The organism is Parolsenella catena, assembly GCF_003966955.1.
Lineage (GTDB): Bacteria > Actinomycetota > Coriobacteriia > Coriobacteriales > Atopobiaceae > Parolsenella > Parolsenella catena.
This window is the reverse complement of record NZ_AP019367.1, coordinates 1255962-1271973: the sequence shown is the minus strand read 5'-3', so window position 1 is coordinate 1271973 and position 16012 is coordinate 1255962. Positions and strand designations below refer to the sequence as shown.

Annotated in this window: 11 protein-coding genes and 1 tRNA gene; 9 read left to right on the top strand and 3 right to left on the bottom strand. The window is 68.9% G+C overall.

The features are described 5' to 3' along the window. The first annotated feature begins 65 nt into the window (after positions 1-65). Both Pcatena_RS05760 and queA read left to right on the top strand, forming a co-directional pair. Positions 66-866, top strand: coding sequence for an SDR family NAD(P)-dependent oxidoreductase (locus tag Pcatena_RS05760; protein WP_126422456.1), 801 nt, complete (start codon positions 66-68; stop codon positions 864-866). A 185-nt stretch (positions 867-1051) separates the two neighbouring features. Next, positions 1052-2278 (top strand): tRNA preQ1(34) S-adenosylmethionine ribosyltransferase-isomerase QueA, encoded by a 1227-nt coding sequence (gene queA, locus Pcatena_RS05755; RefSeq protein ID WP_126422454.1) that lies wholly within the window; start codon positions 1052-1054, stop codon positions 2276-2278. A 142-nt stretch (positions 2279-2420) separates the two neighbouring features. Here queA and Pcatena_RS05750 read toward each other — a convergent pair whose 3' ends face one another. Next, the gene (locus Pcatena_RS05750; RefSeq protein WP_126422452.1) at positions 2421-3902 is read right to left on the bottom strand and encodes a coiled-coil domain-containing protein; all 1482 of its coding nucleotides are present in this window, start codon (positions 3900-3902) and stop codon (positions 2421-2423) included. Between the two features lie 140 nt (positions 3903-4042). On the opposite strand from Pcatena_RS05750, the gene tgt reads away from it, so the two are divergent. The 5 genes from tgt to Pcatena_RS05725 all read left to right on the top strand — a co-directional run bounded on the left by tgt (position 4043) and on the right by Pcatena_RS05725 (position 13230). Then, positions 4043-5239 carry a tRNA guanosine(34) transglycosylase Tgt gene (tgt, locus tag Pcatena_RS05745; protein ID WP_408634295.1) on the top strand — a complete coding sequence of 399 codons (1197 nt, stop codon included), beginning with the start codon at positions 4043-4045 and terminating at the stop codon, positions 5237-5239. A gap of 198 nt (positions 5240-5437) precedes the next feature. Continuing rightward, on the top strand, positions 5438-6823 hold the full coding sequence (locus Pcatena_RS05740; RefSeq protein ID WP_126422448.1) for a preprotein translocase subunit SecD: 1386 nt from the start codon (positions 5438-5440) through the stop codon (positions 6821-6823). A 3-nt stretch (positions 6824-6826) separates the two neighbouring features. Next, positions 6827-10159, top strand: coding sequence for a single-stranded-DNA-specific exonuclease RecJ (gene recJ, locus Pcatena_RS05735; protein WP_126422446.1), 3333 nt, complete (start codon positions 6827-6829; stop codon positions 10157-10159). 4 nt (positions 10160-10163) lie between these two features. Continuing rightward, complete coding sequence (locus Pcatena_RS05730; RefSeq protein WP_126422444.1) at positions 10164-12521, top strand: RelA/SpoT family protein; 2358 nt, start codon at positions 10164-10166, stop codon at positions 12519-12521. 1 nt (position 12522) lies between these two features. Further along, entirely contained in the window at positions 12523-13230 is a 708-nt protein-coding gene (locus Pcatena_RS05725) for an MBL fold metallo-hydrolase (protein ID WP_172596391.1), read from the top strand. 47 nt (positions 13231-13277) lie between these two features. On the opposite strand, the gene Pcatena_RS05720 is transcribed toward Pcatena_RS05725, so the two are convergent. Further along, positions 13278-13361 (bottom strand) — tRNA-Leu (locus Pcatena_RS05720). Between the two features lie 257 nt (positions 13362-13618). Here Pcatena_RS05720 and Pcatena_RS05715 point away from each other — a divergent pair. Beyond that, entirely contained in the window at positions 13619-14035 is a 417-nt protein-coding gene (locus Pcatena_RS05715) for a hypothetical protein (RefSeq protein ID WP_332835571.1), read from the top strand. Between the two features lie 46 nt (positions 14036-14081). On the opposite strand, the gene Pcatena_RS05710 is transcribed toward Pcatena_RS05715, so the two are convergent. Next, entirely contained in the window at positions 14082-15128 is a 1047-nt protein-coding gene (locus tag Pcatena_RS05710) for an RsmB/NOP family class I SAM-dependent RNA methyltransferase (RefSeq protein ID WP_126422440.1), read from the bottom strand. A 305-nt stretch (positions 15129-15433) separates the two neighbouring features. Here Pcatena_RS05710 and infC point away from each other — a divergent pair, with 305 nt between their 5' ends. Then, a complete protein-coding gene (gene infC / locus Pcatena_RS05705) occupies positions 15434-16012 on the top strand; it encodes a translation initiation factor IF-3 (RefSeq protein WP_126422438.1) in 579 nt (192 codons plus the stop codon).

Genomic DNA, 16012 nt, shown 5'->3' with positions numbered 1-16012 from the left:
GATAGGGTGGAAAGCCCTGGCGAACCACGCAGATGCGCTTGGAGCCGGCGAGCAAGGAGGACCCCATGGGCCTGTTCACTGGAAAGACCGTCATCGTCACCGGAGGCGGCAAGGCAACGCTCAAGGACGGAAGCGCCGGGTCGATCGGCTACGGCATCGACATCGCGTTTGCCAAGGAGGGCGCGAACCTCGTCATCACGGGCCGCAACGTGGCCAAGCTCGAGGCGGCCAAGGAGTCGCTCGAGGCCGAGTACGGCGTGAGCGTGCTCCCCGTTGCCGCCGACGTCTCCGCCGGCCAGGACAACGAGGCCGTGGTCCAAAACGTCATCGACCAAGCAATCGCCAAGTTCGGCCGCATCGACGCGCTCGTGAACAACGCGCAGGCCTCGGCCTCCGGCGTCACGATCGCCGACCACACGATGGACCAGTTCGACCTCGCCATCTACTCGGGCCTGTACGCCACGTTCCTCTACATGCAGAAGGCCTACCCGCACCTCAAGGAGACGAGGGGCTCGGTTGTGAACTTCGCCTCGGGCGCCGGCCTGTTCGGCAACTACGGCCAGTGCTCCTACGCCGCCGCCAAGGAGGGCATCCGCGGTCTCACGCGCGTGGCCGCCAACGAGTGGGGCGCCGACGGCGTGAACGTCAACATCGTCTGCCCGCTTGCCTGGACGGCCCAGCTCGAGAACTTCCAGGCGGCCTATCCCGAGGCGTTTGCCGCCAACGTCCACATGCCGCCCGCCGGCCACTACGGTGACGTCGAGCGCGAGATCGGTCGCGTCGTCGTGCAGCTGTGCGGCCCGGACTTCAAGTACATGAACGGCGAGACCGTCACGCTTGAGGGTGGCATGGGTCAGAGGCCGTAGCGCCCCAGGGATGCGGGCGCCGGGACGATTCGACCCCTTTGGCCGTCTTCGCCCCGCCATTGCGTCCGATATGCTCGAACCGAGCGAGCGGGGCTGGGACGTTGGCGCCCGGCCCCGCCTCTTTTTGCGGCCATCGCGCGCGAGAACTACACTGGGGAGCGCTGAACACGCGAGAAGGAGTACCCATGCGCACCGATGACTTTGACTATCCCCTGCCCGACGAGCTCATCGCCCAGGCCCCCGCAGACCCCCGTGACTCCTGCAGGCTGCTCGTGCTGCACCGAGGCGGCGGGGCGGGCGTCACCGGCGAGGCCGAGGCGATCGCCGACGGTGGCTCGGTGGAGCACCGCCACTTCTACGACATCGCGGACTACCTCGAGCCGGGAGACCTGCTCGTGGCCAACAAGACGCGCGTCATGCCGGCGCGCCTCGTGGGCCGCAAGGCAAAGACGGGTGGCGTCGCCGAGACCCTGCTGCTCAAGCGTCGCGAGGACTTGGACGCCATGGGTCACGTCTGGGAGTGCCTCGTCAATCCCGGCAAGCGCCTGAAGCCCGGCGCGCTCATCGAGTACCGCGCCGGCGGCCTGCATGCCCCCGAGAGCTCGCCGGTTGTGCTCACGGGAGAGGTCGTCGACTTCGTGGAGGACTCCAAGGGAGGCAGGCTCGTGCGCTTCGAGCCGAAGGGGGAGGACCCCGCCACCGGCGAGCCGCGCACGCTCGATGCCGCGATCCATGCGGCGGGCCACGTGCCGCTGCCGCCCTACATCACGAGCTACGAGGGCGACCCCGAGAAGTACCAGACCGTCTACGCCATGCACGAGGAGCACTCCGCCGCCGCGCCCACGGCAGGCCTGCACTTCACGCCCGAACTCATCGAGCGCCTGAAGGCCAAGGGCATCGGCTGGGCCACGGTGGAGCTCGAGGTGGGCATCGACACGTTCCGCCTCGTCGAGGAGGACGACCCCACCCAGCACGTCATGCACACGGAGCGCTACCACGTGACGCGAGACGTCATCGACGCCGTGCACGCCACGAAGGCGGCGGGACACCGCGTGGTCGCCGTGGGCACCACGGCCGTGCGCTCGCTGGAGAGCGCCTTTGACGCCGAGGCGCCGGCCGCCGAGCCGCCCATGGTGGCGCGCGGCTTTGCGGGTCGCGAGGACTCGGCCGACACGCTCGGCCGCGGTGACATCGTGGTGCGCGAGAACGCCACCACGCAGCTCTACCTCATGCCGGGCAGCACGTATCACGTGGTGGACGCCCTCATCACGAACTTCCACGTGCCGCGCTCCACGCTCATGATGCTCGTGAGCGCGCTTGCCACCCACGACCAGATCATGGACGCCTACGCCGCGGCCATGCGCGAGCGCTACCGCTTCCTGAGCTTCGGTGACGCCATGCTCATCGAGTAGCCGGGCATTGGCGCGCATGACGCTGGGGGGGTGCTCCTTGTCGTGCGCGCCTTGTCCCACTTCGCCATGCGCCGACAAGAACCCTGGGAATAAAGCTGTTCCTCTAGTGCGGTTGGCAGGGGTTGTTCCCCCCCCTGCCAACTCAGCCAAACGCGAGAAGGACCGCGAGCAGCACGATGACCACGGCCGCGGCCACGAGCGCGTAGAAGACCTTGCGCGTGCGCTGCGTGCGCTCGCGGACTATGCGCTCCTCGGTGGCAAGGCGCTCGACGAGCCTGCGCTGCTCCTCCGTCCTCGCGCGGCTCTCCTGGCAGCGCTCGCTAAGCTCGTCGGTGAGCTCGGGGTGGGCGTGGATGTCGCGTGCCTCCTCGAGCGCGGCCTGGGCGGCCTGCCCGCGTCCGCGGGCGCCGGCCTCGTCGTCCCTGGTCTGCTCGAGGGATTTCTCGAGCTCGGAGGTCTTCGAGGACACGGCTGACTCCTGCTCGTCTGCCTCCGAGCGCTTTGCGTCGTAGGCGCCGCGCAGCTCCTCCTCGCGCGCGCGGGCCTGCGCGAGGTCGGTCTCGGCCTCCTCGAGAGACTTGCGCTGCGTGTACAGGTGCGTCTGCGCGATCTGGACGGCCTGCCCCGTCTCCTGGTTGACGCGTGCGACGTTCTCGCGCGCGTTCTCGAGCTGGGCCAGGGCCGCCGCCACCGAGCTGCTTGCCTGGGAGAGGCCCTTGGCGCCCGCCGAGGGGTCGCGTCGCATCTCGGTGAGCTGGTCCTGCTGGCGGGCGAGCTTGGCGGAGGCGGTGTCTGCCGCGCGCTTGGCCGCCTGCAGCTTCGAGTCACGGCTTGCCGTGGCCTCGTCTGCCTGGGCCTGGGCGTTCTTGAGGGCGCGCCGAGCCTCGGCCTGTGCGCGCTCGGCCTTGGCGAGCGCGTCCTTTGCCTGCTCCATGAGCTTGCGGGAGGGGGCCATCTTCTGGCTGTTTGCCTCCTTGAGGCGCTTGAGCTCGTTGTTCTTGCCCTCGAGTTGGGACTCGAGGTTTGCCCTGCGCACGCGCGCACGCTCGAGCGCGCGTCCCGCGTCCTCGATCTCTGCCGTCTGCACCTCGACGATGCGCTCGTAGTTGCTCTCCACGTCGCGGCGGTGCTCGAGCTGCTCGGCGAGCCGCTTCGTGTCCCTCTCGAGCGTTTCGAGCTCCTTGAACGCCGTGGCGTGGGCGCGCCTGGCGGCGGAGAGCTCACGGACGGCCGAGACGCCCTCGGTCACGGACGCCGTCCCCGCCTGGGCGGCCCGCTGTGCCGTGTCGATGATTCTCTGCTGCGGTGAGACGGGCTCCGTGGTGGGCTCGGTGACGGGCTCGGCCGGCTCGTCGTTCTCCTCGGAGGCGTCGGCGGGCTCGGTGTCGTCGGTGAGCTCAGTGCCCTGCTCGGCGTCTGCCTCGTCGCCGTCCTCGGGCCCGCCGCCCTGCTCGGAGTCTGCCCTGGGCTCGTCCTGCGATTCGAGGCTGGCGGGTCCATCGGCCGGCCCGCGATTGCCGTCCGACTCCTCGCTCGCCTCGGGCTCCTCCTGTTCGGCGTGCTCCTCGGTCTCCGCCTGCTCGAGGTGCTCCTCGGCCTTGGTCTCTTCCGTCTCGTCTGCCATGCGTCCTCGCTCTCGTCTCTTCTGGAGACCCATTGTGGACCATCGCGCGGACAGTATGTGCGATTGCGCGCGGCATTCACGCGTTGTGCGACAATTCAAGGTTATACAACGGCCGCCGCCCGCGGCCACGGACAAGGGGTATGAGCATGACGCTTTCCGACGACTCGCTGCGCGCGGCCTGGCCGCAGCCCGGCGAGCTCCCAGACAACCTGTTCCACTTCGACATCACGGCGCAAGACCCCAAGACCCACGCGCGCTGCGGCGTCTTCCACACCGCCCACGGCGACGTCCCCACGCCCATCTTCATGCCCGTGGGCACAAAGGCCACGGTCAAGGGCCTCATGCCCTCCCAGGTGGCGGACCTTGGCGCCAAGATCATTCTCAACAACACCTACCACCTCGCCATGCGCCCCGGCGCCGACCTCGTGGCCGAGATGGGCGGCGTGCATAAGTTCATGCGCTGGAACGGCCCCATCCTCACGGACTCGGGTGGGTTCCAGGTGTTCTCGCACAACGAGTTCATGAAGCTCACGAACGAGGGCGTGAGCTTCCGGGCCATCGAGTACGACGGCGCGCGCATCCGCTGGACGCCCGAGGACAACATGGCCATCGCCGAGAAGCTCGGCAGCGACATCTGCATGCAGCTCGACCAGTGCCCGGGCTACCCGGCCACGAAGGCCTACGTGGCGCGCGCCGTCGAGCTCTCCAGCATGTGGGGCGAGCGCTGTTGGAACGCCCACACGCGCCCAGACCAGGCGCTCTTTGGCATCGTCCAGGGCGGCATGCACATGGACCTGCGCCTGAGGAGCCTCGCTCACCTCGAGGAGTGCGGCGACTTCCCGGGATACGGCATCGGCGGCTACTCCGTGGGCGAGGACCACGAGACGATGTATGAGACGCTCGAGCCGCTCGTGGCGGAGCACATGCCCAAGAACAAGCCGCGCTACCTCATGGGCGTGGGCAACCCCACCACGCTCGTGCGCGCCGTCGCCTCGGGCGTCGACATGTTCGACTGCGTGCTGCCCACGCGCACCGCGCGTATGGGCACGGCCTTCTCGAGCGAGGGACGCCTGAACCTCAAGAACGCCCGCTTCAAGCACGACCAGCGCGTGCTCGACGAGCACTGCGACTGCCCGGCGTGCGCGGGCGGCTTCACGCGCGCCTACATCCACCACCTCGTGCGCCAGGGGGAGATGCTCGGCGGCATCCTGCTGTCGCAGCACAACATTCGCTACCTGCTCGCCCTCATGGAGCGCGTGCGCGCCGCCATCGCGCAGGGTCGCTACGAGCAGTTCTACCGAGACTGGATGGACTCTCCCGCCGCAAACGACTTCTAGGCGCCTCCGGCGGCGTCCCGTCAGACCGATCGGGGGCAGTCCCAAAAGCCCAAGCCCGCCTTGGTGCCGCAGCCCCGCGCTCCCATTGGGTCCGCGGGGCTGCGGCTTTTCGCGCTACCTGCCGTTTTAGGTACAATCAAAAGGTTAAACGACGACTGTGGCGCCGGCTTCTCGCCCGCGCCGCGCAAGGGGGTTTCCATGAAGCGGGACGAGAGGTTCAAGGCAAGGATATCGGCCGAGAAGAAGCGGCTCGCGGGTCCCATCGCGCTCACGGCGGTCCTGCTCGTGGCCTCGCTCGTGGCGCTCTTCCTGCCCATGTGGGGCATTCCGCTGGGCGTCGACCTCGCCGGTGGCAACGCCGTGACCCTCACGGCCACAGACTACGCGGACGGCACGGGCGCCGCCGACGTCCTTACCGTGCTCCGCCGGCGCGCCGACGCGCTCGAGCAGCATGACGTGCAGGTCTCCCAGACGGGCGACGACACCTTCGAGCTGCGCGTCCCCTCCAACTATGACGCCGCCTCGGTGGCAGACGCCCTCACGCGAGGCGGTGCCCTCGAGCTCGTGCGTGTTGACTCCATCTCCGACGCCGACGTGCTTCAGAAGCTCCAGAACAACGCCTCGAACATTGAGCTCGAGCAGGGCTCCTACGACGCGTTCGTCACGTCCGACGAGGTCAAGGGCGCAAGCGTCGTCTCCCAGAACTACTACGGCATGACCTACTACGGCATCTCCGTCTCCCTGGACGCCAGCGGCGCCTCGGCGCTCTCGGACGCCACGGAGGACCTCTCCCAGGACGGGGCCTCGGGCCAGATCGCCGTCGTCATGGACGGCACCATCATTGCCTCGCCGTCCGTGAGCGAAAAGATCGAGGGCGGCAAGATCAACATCTCCGGCGGCTTCACCGAGGACCAGGCCTATGCGTACGCCTCGGCCATCGCCGGCGGCCGGCTGAGGTGCTCCCTCTCGCAGACCGAGCCCGCCGAGGTCGGCGCCACGCTGGGCGATGACGCGCCCGTCCTTGTCCTGGCGGCATTTATCGTCGTGTCGTTCGTGGCCTGCCTCGTCGCTGCTCGCAGGCTCGGGGCGGCCGGCGGGGTCTGCGCGGAAGCCGCAACCGTCTCCGTAATCATCGCGCTTGGCATTCTCACGCTCGTGGCGCGCTTCGACGTCGTCGTCCTCGGCCGCATGGAGCTCGCGGGCCTGGCCGTAACCGAGCTGTGCGCGCTCGTCGCGGGCGTGCGCGTGGCGGTGCGCTATCGCTCCGAGCGTGACGCCGGCGCCTCGGTGCGCAAGTCCCAGCAGGTTGCCTGCGGCCACGAGCGCAACTGCCTCATGGGCGTCGCGGGCGTCGTGCTCGTCGCGGCGGTGGTCGCGGCGGTCCTTCTGCCCGGTCACGTCCGCGAGTTCGCCGTCTCGCTCGCCTGCGGCATGGGCGCGCTCGTCTATGCGCTTGCCGTGGCGGTTCCCACGCAGCTTGCGCTCTACACGGCAGCTGACGTCGCCAAGGGCGCTCAGGATGCCCAAGACCTCGAGTCCGATGAGGACGAGGACGAGCAGCCCGCGCCAAAGAGCGGTGAGTAGCGGATGAGCGGCCTGAGAGAGAGCGACCGCTGGCACGTCCTTACCGGCGATGCCGTCGCCGAGCACGAGGTCCGCGCCGCCACGGGCGTCACGCCGCTTGCGGCCCGCGTCATGGTGGCGCGCGGCATCCGCACGGCCGCCCAGGCGCGCGAGTTCCTCACGCCGTCGCTCGAGCGAGACTGGCTGGACCCGCGCGAGCTGCCCGGTCTCGTGCCCGCGGCGGACCGCGTCGAGCGGGCCGTGCGCAACCATGAGGTCATCGCCGTCTTCGGTGACTTCGACGTGGACGGCATGAGCTCGACGTGTCTGCTCACGCTGGGCCTTCGCGAGCTCGGCGCCGAGGTGCACCCCTACATCCCGAGGCGCTTCGGCGAGGGCTACGGGCTGTCGGCCGAGGCGCTCGAGCGCGTCGTGGAGGGCTGCCACCCGGACCTGATCGTCACGGTGGACAATGGCATCGCCGCCGCCGCCGAGGTCGAGATGGTGCGCGCCCAGGGCATAGACGTCGTCGTGACGGACCACCACGAGCCCTCCGACCTCGTTCCCGCGGATGTCCCCGTCTGCGACCCCAAGCTCGACCACGACTGCCCCAGCTGCGACCTTGCCGGCGCCGGCGTGGCGCTCAAGCTCGTGCAGGAGCTCGGGCGGCGCATGGGGGTCCCCGAGCTGTGGCGCTCCTACACCGACGTCGCCACGCTCGGCACCATCTCGGACATGATGAACCTCACGCGCGAGAACCGCGCCCTGGTCACGGACGGCATCGAGCGCATGCGCCACACGCAGCGCCCCGGCATCGTGGCGCTGGCCGCGGTGGCCAACTGCGACCTCTCGCAGATCGAGGCGGACGGCCTGCCGTTCTCGCTCGTCCCGCGCCTGAACGCCGCCGGCCGCATGGGCGACGTTGACGTTGCCTTCAATCTGCTCGTCTCCAACGACGCCACCGAGGCCGCCTCGTTGGCCGCCCAGCTCGAGACCATCAACCAGAACCGACGCGACATCGAGCGCGACCTTGCCGACCAGGCCATGGCCATGGTCGAGGAGACCTATGACGGGGGGCGCGCCATCGTCGTGGGCGGCGAGGGCTGGCACGAGGGCGTGAAGGGCATTGTCGCGAGCCGCGTCGTTAACCGCTATCACGTGCCCGCCATCCTCTTCTCCATCTCCGACGGCGTGGCCCATGGCTCGGGCCGCTCCGTGGGCTCGGTCAACCTGTTCGAGGCCGTCGAGCGCTGCGGCGATTTGCTCGTGCGCTTTGGCGGCCACGCCGGTGCGGTGGGCGTCACGATCGATGCCGAGAACATCGACGCGTTCCGTGCCCGACTCGAGGCCGTGCTCGACGAGCTTCCCGCCGAGCAGTTCGTCGACACCGGCGAGGTCGCGGCCGTCGTGGGGCTCGACGAGCTCGACGTACCCACCATCGAGTCGCTCGGCGCCCTCAAGCCGTTCGGCCAGGGCAACAAGGTGCCGCTTCTTGCCGCCACGGGCGTGGTCATGCGCGCACGCAGCCGTGTGGGCCGCTCCGGCGAGCACCTGCGCTTCTTGGCGACAGACGGCGTGAGCTCCGTGCCGGCCATCATGTTCCGCACTCCCGACGTCGAGCGCGCCTGCGACTACGAGGGCGCCGTCGACCTCGTGTTCGAGGCGGTCGCCGAGACGTGGCAGGGCCGCACGAAGCCCAAGCTCATGGTGCGCGACATCATCTACCGCGAGGCTACGCCCGGCGTGAGCACACCCGAGGTCGTCTCCGAGCTGTTTGGCCGCGTGCCGCAGATTCTCGCCTCCGACACCCACGAGCCGCCCGAGCCGGCGAGCACCGACGCCCGCGAGCAGGCCGCCGGCATGAGCGAGGCCGAGCTCACGGACCGCCTCGTGCACCGCTTCATCGGGGACCACGAGCTGCTGGGCGCCCAGCGCGCCGCGCTCGACGCCCTCGCGGCCGGTCGCAGCGCCCTGTGCGTCATGGCGACGGGACGCGGCAAGTCGCTCGTCTTCCACGTGCACGCCGCGCGCCTCGCGCTTGCCCGGAGCCGTGCGAGCGTCTTCGTCTACCCGCTGCGCGCCCTCGTCGCGGACCAGAGCTTCCACATCACCGGCGAGCTCGCCGCGCTCGGCCTGTCCGCCCGCGTGCTCACGGGTGAGAGCTCGCCCGAGGTTCGCGAGGAGGTCTTTGGCGGCCTTGCGGCGGGCACCGTGGACGTTGTGCTCACGACGCCGGAGTTCCTCGCCATCCACTCGGGGCGCTTCGCCGCCTCGGGCCGCATCGGATTCGTCGTCATCGACGAGGCCCACCATGCCGGCACCTCGGACGGTGGCTCGCGCACGACCTACCGGGAGCTGCCCCGCGTGCTGGGCGAGCTCGGGCATCCCGTGACGCTTGCCGTCACGGCGACGGCCGCCGAGCCCGTTGCCAGGCAGATCTGCGAGCTTGCCGGCATCGACGACGTCATCGTGGACGACACGCGCCGCGCCAACCTCGTGCTCGACGACGAGCGCGAGCTGCATGACCGCGAGGCCGCGCTTGTCTCGATTGCGAGCACGGGCGAGAAGTGCGTGTGTTACGTGAACTCGCGCGAGCAGTCCGTCGTGCTCGCCCGCGCGCTGAGGAAGGCAAACCCCGAGCTGGGCCAGCGCATCGCGTTCTACAATGCCGGCCTCACGCGCCAGGAGCGCAACCGTGTGGAGCGGGCGTTCCGCTCCGGCGCGCTCACGTGCGTCATCTCCACGAGCGCGTTCGGCGAGGGCGTCAACCTGCCAGACATCCGCCACGTCGTGCTCTACCACATGCCGTTCGGTGCCATCGAGTTCAACCAGATGAGCGGCCGCGCCGGCCGCGACGGCAAGCCCGCCACGATCCACCTGCTGTTCGGCTCGCGCGACGCCCACGTCAACGAGCGCATCCTGTCCTCCTACGCCCCGGGCCGAGAAGAGCTCGTCTGCCTGTGGAGGACGCTGCGAAGCCTGGCGGCCCGCGCCTCCCAGGACTCGGACGGCGCGATCGGGCGCACGAACGCAGAGATCCTCGAGGCGTGCCTGCAGACGGCGCCGGCGACCACCCTCGAGGAGCGCTCGGTGTCGGCGGGCATCGCCATCTTCCGCGACCTGGGGTTCCTCGAGGTCGAGGGCTACGGGACGGGCAGGCGCATCGTCATGGTGCCCTCGCCGGGCCACATGGAGCTCGACAGCTCCATCCGCTACCTCGAGGGCAAGCGCAGCGGCGAGGAGTTCCACGCCTTCTGCGACTGGGTGCTTGCCGCCACGCCCGGCGAGCTTCTCGACCACATCAACAGGCCCATCGTCCCGGGGTTCGGGACGATGGTGCGAGAGGAGGGGGAGTGACGCCATGTCAGAGACCAAGCACGTCGCGGCACCGCCCGAGGGGGCCCCGGAGGTTGGGGCCGACGACTACCCGCTGCTGAGGAAGACCTGCTCGAGGTACCTCTCGGCCGAGGGGATGGCAAAGGTCGACGAGGCCTACCGCTTTGCCGCCGAGTTCCACCGCGACCAGCGGCGCCGCAGCGGCGAGCCCTACATCAACCATCCCGTCGAGGTGGCGCTCATCCTGGCCCATGACCTTCACATGGACGAGGACGTGATCTGTGCGGCGCTGCTCCATGACACCGTGGAGGACGCCCCGGCCACGCTCTCCGACCTCTCCGAGCTGTTTGGCGAAACGGTCGCCGAGCTCGTGGACGGTGTCACGAAGCTCACCTCGATCGAGGTCGACTCCATGGACGCCAAGCAGGCGCTGAACCTGCGCAAGATGTTCCTCGCCATGAGCCGCGACATCCGCGTCGTCATCATCAAGCTCGCCGACCGCCTGCACAACATGCGCACGCTCGCGGCGCTTCCGCCCGACCGCCGCACGTTCAAGGCCCATGAGACCATGGACGTCTACGCGCCGCTCGCAGACCGCCTCGGCATCTCCTCGCTCAAGTGGGAGCTCGAGGACCTCGCGTTCTTCTACCTCGAGCCCGAGGAGTACCAGCGCATCGCGCGCATGGTCCAGGACTCCCGAGACCAGCGCGAGCGCGACACCGAGGAGGCCATCAAGACGCTCACCGACGAGCTGCGCCGCGTTGGCCTCGACGGCTTCACGATCACGGGCCGCCCGAAGCACCTGTGGAGCATCCACCTCAAGATGAAGCGCAAGGGCAAGGAGTTCTCCGACATCTACGACCTCATCGCGCTGCGCGTTATCCTGCAGACGGTGGGAGACTGCTACTCGGCCCTGGGCGCCGTCCACTCGCTGTGGCACCCGCTTCCCGGCCGCTTCAAGGACTACATCGCCACGCCCAAGCCCAACGGCTACCAGTCGCTCCACACCACGGTCGTGGGCCCGGAGGCCCGTCCCATCGAGATCCAGCTGCGCACGGTAGAGATGCACGAGCAGGCCGAGTACGGCATCGCCGCCCACTGGCTGTACAAGCGCGCGGGCAACTCGCAGGGCAACATGAGCGCCGACGACAAGAGCGTCGACCGCCAGATCTCCTGGATCCGCCGCAGCCTCGACTGGACGGTCGAGGGCGACATGGAGGACCCGCACGAGTTCCTCGAGGACCTGCGCGTGGACCTCTTCGGCGACGAGATCTTCGTGTTCACGCCCAAGGGCGAGGTCATGAACCTGCGTGCCGGCTCCACGCCGCTCGACTTTGCCTACGCCGTCCACACCGAGGTGGGAAACCACTGCGTGGGCGCCAAGGTCAACGGCTCGGTGGTCTCGCTCACCAAGCCGCTCGCCACCGGCGACCGCGTGGAGATCCTTACGAACAAGAGCGCCAAGCCCTCGCGAGACTGGATGAACATCGTGGCGACGCCCTCGGCGCGCTCCAAGATCCGCAAGTACTTCGCGGCATCCACGAAGTCCGACGACGCCGAGGCGGGCCGTGGCGAGCTCGGCCGCGAGCTGCGCAAGCGCGGCTACGGCATCTCCACGCCGCGCTCGGCCAAGGCGCTCGCGCGCGTGAGCGAGGAGCTGTCGTTCAAGGAGACCGACGACATGCTCGCCGCCATCGCCAACGGCAAGGTGACGGCCAAGTCGGTGGCCAACAAGGTCCAGGCCGTGCTCGAGGAGGGGTCCCCGGCCGAGATGCTCGCGGCCCAGCAGCGCGCCAACGCCGAGGCGAACGCCGCGCGCGAGGAGTTCTTCGAGGGCGGCTCCAAGCCCATGAGCGCACCGCGCCAGGCCCGCGCCCCCAAGGGCTCTGCCAAGCGCCGCCGCGCGAGCTGTGGCGTGGTCGCCAAGGGCGATGCCGACCTGCTCGTGCACCTCGCGCACTGCTGCAACCCTGTGGCCGGCGACGACATCGTGGGCTTCATCACGCGTGGCCGCGGCGTGTCCGTGCACCGCTCGAGCTGCCCCAACGTCAAGGGCCTTATGGCACATCCCGAGCGCATGATCGAGGTCGAGTGGGACACCTCGGGTGCCACGCAGTTCCAGGTGGAGATCATGGTCGAGGCCACGGACCGCATGGGCCTTCTCAAGGACGTCACGATCGCCGTGGGCGAGGCGGGCGGCAACATCCTCTCCGCCGCCACGAACACGAGCCCCCAGGGCGTCGCCAAGCTGCGCTTCCTCGTCGCCATCAGCGACGCGAACCTGCTCGACACCCTGCTTGCCACGGTGAGCCGCGTGCCTTCCGTCTACGACGCGCGCCGCATCATGCCCGGCGAGGGCGCCAACTCGATTCATGGGAGGTAGCATGGGCGAGTTCTGGAACACGGGGCGGATGGCCTTCGATGACGTCGCCGGCATGGCGGACGCCGCGCTTGAGCTGAGGCGCTTCGTCGTGTCGCCGTTCTCGACGAACTGCTATGCCGTGGTCTCTTGCGGCAAGGCCATGGTCGTCGACCCCGGCGCCGAGGGCGCCCGCATCGCCGAGGCGCTCTCTGACGTGGACGTTGAGCTCGTCGTGGCCACGCACGGTCACGCGGACCACGTGGGAGGCGTGGCGGCGCTCATCGCGGCTACGGGCGCGCGCTTTGCCATCAACGCGGCCGACGCCGACCTCGCGCGCCATGCGCGCCGTGCCCGCGCGTTTGGCATCGAGTACGACGATGACGCGCCCGAGCCCGACGAGCTTCTCGTGCCGGGCGGTACCACGGGCGTGGGCGAGGCCCGTTTCCGTGTGGTCGCGACGCCGGGTCACACGCCGGGCGGCGTCACGCTCGTGGGGCAGGGGACGGCGGCGGGCCTTGCCTTCGTGGGTGACACGCTGTTTGCGGGAAGCGCCGGCCGCACCGACCTTGCCGGTGGCGACCCCGCCGCGCTCTTGTCCTCTCTGGGCACGCTCGCCCGCGAGCTCCCGGGCGAGACGCACGTCCTCACCGGCCACGGCGACGACACGACGATTGGCTGGGAGCTGCGGTCCAACCCCTACCTGCAGGCGGCGAGCCGCACGTGTGCGTAAAGAAAAGGCCCGGGCGAGCGCGTGCTCGTCCGGGCCTTGCCATGTTCTGGTGCCCGAGGCGAGGGTCGAACTCGCACGGGTTTCCCCAGAGGTTTTTGAGACCTCCGTGTCTGCCATTCCACCACTCGGGCCAGTGTCGGACAAGTATACCGTAAGCGTGACGGCTGGGGACGGGGTCGTTTTGTCACCGCGCGGCGAGAGTGCTCGTCATTGCGTCCGATTTGCGTGAAACCTATGAATTTACCTGCGGTTATACCGTTTTTTGGTGGTAATCTTATTTCTGTTGGCCATCGGTGCGGAGGTAGCGCTGTTTTCTGTTGGTGAGCGTGTCGTCCATCCCGGACAGGGACTGTGCACGGTCGTCGGCTTCCAGGACTCGCCCGCTCCCATGCTCATCCTCGAGACCGGCTCCGGCCGCGGCGCCACGCGTCTCATGTACCCCGCCGCCCAGGCCGAGAAGAACCTTCACCCGCCCGTGGGCCGCGAGGAGGCCCTTGCCGTCATCGACGGCTACGCGGACCTCGCGTGCGACACGTTCACGGACCGCAACTCCGGGCTGGAGGAGAGCCACTTCAAGAAGCTGCTCAAGCACGGCGTGCCAGACTCGGTGCTCGTCGTGAAGACGATGCGTGCCCGCATCGCCGAGGCGGAGGCAGGCTCCAAGAAGCCCAGCTCCTACCTCATCCGCGTCCTGCGTGACGCCCGCGATCGCTCCCTCGAGGAGCTTGCCTGCGCGCTTGACACGACGCCCGAGGACGTCGAGGCCATGTTCGCCTCGCGCGGGCACGCGCTCGGGGACGAGTGACGAGAGTGGCGCACCCCTCTCGCCTCGTGCCTCCCGTCACCGCGCGCTAGCCGCGCTTCACGATCCTTGAGACAAAGAAGCCCTCGTAGAGGCGGCTTGGGCACACCGTGAGCGTGCCGGGCAGCCGGTTCGGCAGTGCCAGGGGCGCCTCGTCGTCCGTGTCCTCGCCGGCTACTGCGTGCGGCAGCGCCACGTCGACGAGCTCGCAGTCCGCATGGCGCGCGAGGGCCCACTCCACGACGTCCTCGTTCTCGCGCGGCAGGATCGAGCACGTCGAGTACACGAGGCTGCCCCCGGCCTTGAGCACGGTGAGGCCCCGGTCGAGAAGCGCGCGCTGCGAGCGCTCGACGCGGTTTGCGAGCTCGGGCGTGAGGTAGCGGGCCGCGTGCCCGTCGTGGAGGGACACGGTGCCAGAGCCCGTGCAGGGGGCGTCGAGCAGCACCTGATCGAAGGAGAACCAGTCATCGAGCCTACGGGCGTCCACGCGCATGACCTGGACGTTCGTGGCGCCGAGCTTCGCGAGGTTGTGCTCGAGCTTCTCGGCACGTGGCGCGGAAAGCTCGCATGCCGTGACGCGCGCGGCGCGCACGCCCTTACGCGCGGGGGCAAGCGCTGCGAGCTCGCTCGTCTTTCCGCCGGGGGCGGCGCACATGTCGAGCACATCGGTGCCCGGCTGCGGGCGCAGGGCGAGCGGTGGCAGCATGGAGGAGAGGCTCTGGAGGTACACCTTCCCCTGGGCATAGGCGTTAAGGCCCCAGACGTCTCTCTCGCGGACGTCGTCGGCAAGCACGAGCGCGTCCGCGTACCACGGGACGCGTGCGCACCCGATGCCCGCCTCGTCCAGCTCGCGCGTGACGTCGGCAAGGCTTGAGCGCAGCGTGTTGACGCGCATGGTCACGGGGCGCTCCTGGCCCCATCCGGCTATGATGGTGTCCGCAAGGGGTCCCGCAGACGCCCTGACCGCCTCGACGAGGTGGGTGGGCAGCCCCGTCTGCTCGTCGAGCGTCTGCGGCTCGTGGGTCTGCTCGCGCGGCCTTCTCGCCTGGCGGTTTGCTCGTGTGGTGGCCTTGTGCGCGCGTTGCCTGCTGCTCATATTTCTCCTTGCACGTGTGTCTCCTGCGTGCAATACTATCAATTCGTGTGGCCGAGAGGTCGCGCACGCCAAGTGGGTCAGAGGTTGTGGCCCCACCTGAACGGCGCCTGCGGGCAGCTGTCTGGTCGGACAAAGGAATCGCATCCCAGCGTGGGTGCCCAAGCCTGAATCTTGCCGGAGCTGTGCCAAGCGCAGCTCCGGTTTTTCGTTGCGGGTCCAGGCCCGCGGCATTGCGACGCGCGGCACAGGGTCGCACGTCACGCAAGCGGCGAGGTGCCCGCAAGGCACGCCGCAGGGAAGGGAAGGTGTGTAAGATAGCAAAGTCCGAAGGTCCCCGTATTAACGGGGAGATCACCGCTCGAGTCTGCCGCCTGATTGGCGTCGACGGCTCCCAGCTTGGTCAGTTCGGTGTCCGTGATGCCCTCCGCATCGCCTCCGAGCAGGGTCTCGACCTTGTCGAGATCGCCCCGAACGCCGAGCCGCCCGTCTGCAAGGTCATGGATTACGGCAAGTACAAGTACGAGCAGGCGATCAAGGCCAAGCAGGCTCGCAAGAAGCAGGCCAAGGTCGAGGTCAAGGAGATGAAGTTCCGTCCCAAGATCGACACCGGCGACTACGAGACCAAGAAGGGCCACGTCATGCGCTTCCTCAAGAAGGGCGCGCGCGTGAAGGTGACCATCATGTTCCGCGGTCGCGAGATGGCTCACCCCGAGCAGGGTCTCAACGTCCTCGAGCGACTGGCCGCCGACCTCAAGCCCTACGCCACGGTTGAGAGCCAGCCGAAGATGGAGGGCCGCAACATGCACATGCTCGTCGCGCCGATCAAGGGCGCCTTCGATGAGAAGGCCGCCGAGGCGAGCGAGAAGGATACGAAGGAGAACTAG